The following is a 2,909-nucleotide window of genomic DNA, read 5'->3' as shown; positions in this document are numbered from 1 at the left end:
GTAAATAGATTAGAGGTTCCTAATAGTCACCTAGGTGACCAATAGGAACCTTTTTTGCTTGACTTTTTTAATTTATATAACCCATATGTTACAATTAATAATATAGTAGTCGTGTTGTAGGAGAGACCTATGTTGTATTTAGTCATTGCCGTCATCATCATTGCACTTATTGCAAAATCTAGATCATCGAATAATCAAACAGATAGTGATGCGGATATAGAGAAACAGAATCGCATATTAGACGAAGTTAATCGTACATACGGAAATATTGAATCGTATGAACCACAATTGGAACCTTCAGATATAGAAGGAATATATTTTAATGAGTTCCGTGAATATGTTGATGCACAAGGGCATGTGTTGACTCCAGCAGAGATTGATGAAATCCGGTATAAAGATGATTATAGAGAGGATATTGAACAGGATTTTCCTTTAAAGTAGCAGTATGTATGTATTATTATGATATGGAGTAAACTTTTATTAAACGCAAGAATTTTATGTTGTTTGTATATACTATAAATGGTTATAAATGAAAACACGGAAAGAAATTGTTTGATTCCTTTCCGTGCTTAGATATGATATAATTTATATCAAAGTGAGGCATAAATGGTTTCGACGCCAGACTTCGCTTCTAATAATTGAAATTGAAGAAACGGTCTGACTTCTTTGTCGGGCCTTTTTTCATGCCACGATTAGAAAGCTAGCTTTTACCTAGAGGTCAATCACTTTGCAGCCATGATAATGGTCGCTACAAGTATGCCAAAGGAAATCATTAATGATAGCACTTTGTATGTACTCATATTGATCACCGCCAATCTCTAGAAGATTAGCAAAGACTGGACCCATTTAGAGGCCTCAAGTTCAATATAACGATGTCAAGTGTAAAAGTAAATAGATTAGAGGTTCCTAATAGTCACCTAGGTGACCAATAGGAACCTTTTTTGTTTTTATAAAATTTATTGAATTGTGTTACAATACAGTTAATATTAGTGTGTTATGGAGAGAAATATATGTTAAAACGTTATATTATCTTGTTCAGCTTAGGATTATGTTTTGCGACACCAGTGCTTTCACAGGCAATTGATACAACACCAATGATACGTGTTACGAATGTGCATAATGGTCGAAATGATGCTGCGTTAGATACTTTTACAGAAACAAAATTCTTCGGACCATATCAATTCCGCGTATTAAAGGATGCTATTGAAACGAAAGGCGAAACAAAAGATATTGATGGTAGGGTGTTTAGAACCTCTGATGGGGTATTTATGCATGTTAAGGCAAGATCTATTGATGGTAATAGTATGTCCTTAGATAATGAGATTAAAAATCTTGTTAAAGAGAGAACGATTCCTGAACCTACTGTTAAGATGGTATTGCCCATTAAGGATAGTGTAATAGAGGTTAATAATGATGGTGTGCGCAGTTTACTAGCTGAATTTATGTATGGCTGGCCATTAAAGAATAGGACGGACATGGTATTAGTTACTGATTATGAAGGAACTAGATACTATTATAAATTGCAGTTCTATAGAGATAGATTGCCAAACGGTGTTCGCATTGAGCAACTGCGAGAAATGATTATGGATGCGCAGTTTAGCTATAAATAATATGAATATATTATGTTCGAGAGAGGGTACATTGTGTTAAAGCATATAGTATTAGCTATGACTATTAGCGTAGCTATTATTACGCCTGCTCAGGCTATAGACATTAATATACCTGGTGCTGATAGGACTGTTCCTGTAGAGGCGTATAAGAATTATAATTATACGAATGAAAGTTTAGAAAAGGCGTTATCAGATAAAGAAGAATATGTAGCTAAGAAATTAAAATCTTACCATTATCGAGATTATGAAATTAGTAAACAAGTTCAATATAGTAAGAATAGTTTACGTGCCGTGCAAGCACATAGTACAATTATTCGTCTACATTCTGATACGGATAGTATGCGATTAGTAATGCCATTTTCAAGCCAGCATGGTATGTATACTCAGAAACAGGATGGACAGACTTTAGAAATCAATAATCAGAAAATTGATTTTTCTATTATGGCAGATACAACACAGCATTTAAATCAATTGAATAAGAAAAATCGTGATTTACATCGTGACATTAAAAAATTCTCTAATCCATCTATAGGATCTGCTTTGTGGTTTAAGGAAAAGCAGCAATCTAAAGACAATAACGAAATATATACGACAGGTATTCAGTTTAAAAAACCTAAGAATAAGTCAAAATCCTATCGGATGGCATTTACTTATAATGGGGGCGGTTCTGAAGGTGCATTGATTGATCATCATGTAGAAAATATGATTGCTAATTATATAGTGCCATCTATTCAGCTTTTACCTGATACAGATTCATATTCTGAAAGCAAAGAGTTATACGGATTTGTTTATAAGACCCCAAAAGGATTAGAACAGAAGATTGGATATGATATAAATAATGATGCAAATCATGTATATAAAACAGCTGGGTATGAACAGAGTGTAGATGTTAGTAGTACTATACGTGGTGATGAAAGCATGGCTGCTCAGTATACTAAAATGTTAGAATTTATAACTATTATTGGTATAAATTTAGGTATTAAAGATCCGCAATATGCTATTGTTTGGAATGATGGTATTCCGTCAGCTTTAATTGATGTATATAATCCAGATGGGGAGTCTTTAATTGTTGTATTTACATATGATGATAACAATAGAATGCTTACAAATTGGATTGCTTATAATTTAAAAGAAAGCAAACTTAGTCATGATGAAATACGTAATATAGCAGAATCTGTTAAGATAAAAGATAAAGTTTCGCTTACTAATCAAAAGATACAACCTTTATCTGAGGAGTTTCTTATGATTTAAAGTTTCTTATTAATAAAATATGTAATGAAAAAAGGTCTATATATTACA

Annotated in this window: 4 protein-coding genes; 3 read left to right on the top strand and 1 reads right to left on the bottom strand. The window is 32.7% G+C overall.

The annotated features are described in order from the left end of the window. Positions 1 to 129: 129 nt before the first annotated feature. Positions 130 to 441, top strand: a complete 312-nt coding sequence (locus RYP29_RS08785) for a hypothetical protein (protein ID WP_311533181.1) — start codon at positions 130 to 132, stop codon at positions 439 to 441. Positions 442 to 722: 281 nt separating this feature from the next. Here RYP29_RS08785 and RYP29_RS08915 read toward each other — a convergent pair whose 3' ends face one another. After that, on the bottom strand, positions 723 to 773 hold the full coding sequence (locus tag RYP29_RS08915) for a hypothetical protein (protein ID WP_353511575.1): 51 nt from the start codon (positions 771 to 773) through the stop codon (positions 723 to 725). A gap of 237 nt (positions 774 to 1,010) precedes the next feature. Between RYP29_RS08915 and RYP29_RS08775 the strand changes: the two genes are divergently transcribed. Both RYP29_RS08775 and RYP29_RS08770 read left to right on the top strand, forming a co-directional pair. Further along, a complete protein-coding gene (locus RYP29_RS08775; protein ID WP_311533177.1) occupies positions 1,011 to 1,610 on the top strand; it encodes a hypothetical protein in 600 nt (199 codons plus the stop codon). A 33-nt stretch (positions 1,611 to 1,643) separates the two neighbouring features. After that, a complete protein-coding gene (locus RYP29_RS08770) occupies positions 1,644 to 2,861 on the top strand; it encodes a hypothetical protein (protein ID WP_311533176.1) in 1,218 nt (405 codons plus the stop codon). Positions 2,862 to 2,909 lie beyond the last annotated feature (48 nt).

The organism is uncultured Veillonella sp. (assembly GCF_963534045.1).
GTDB lineage: Bacteria > Bacillota > Negativicutes > Veillonellales > Veillonellaceae > Veillonella.
This window is presented reverse-complemented; position numbering and strand designations above follow the sequence as displayed.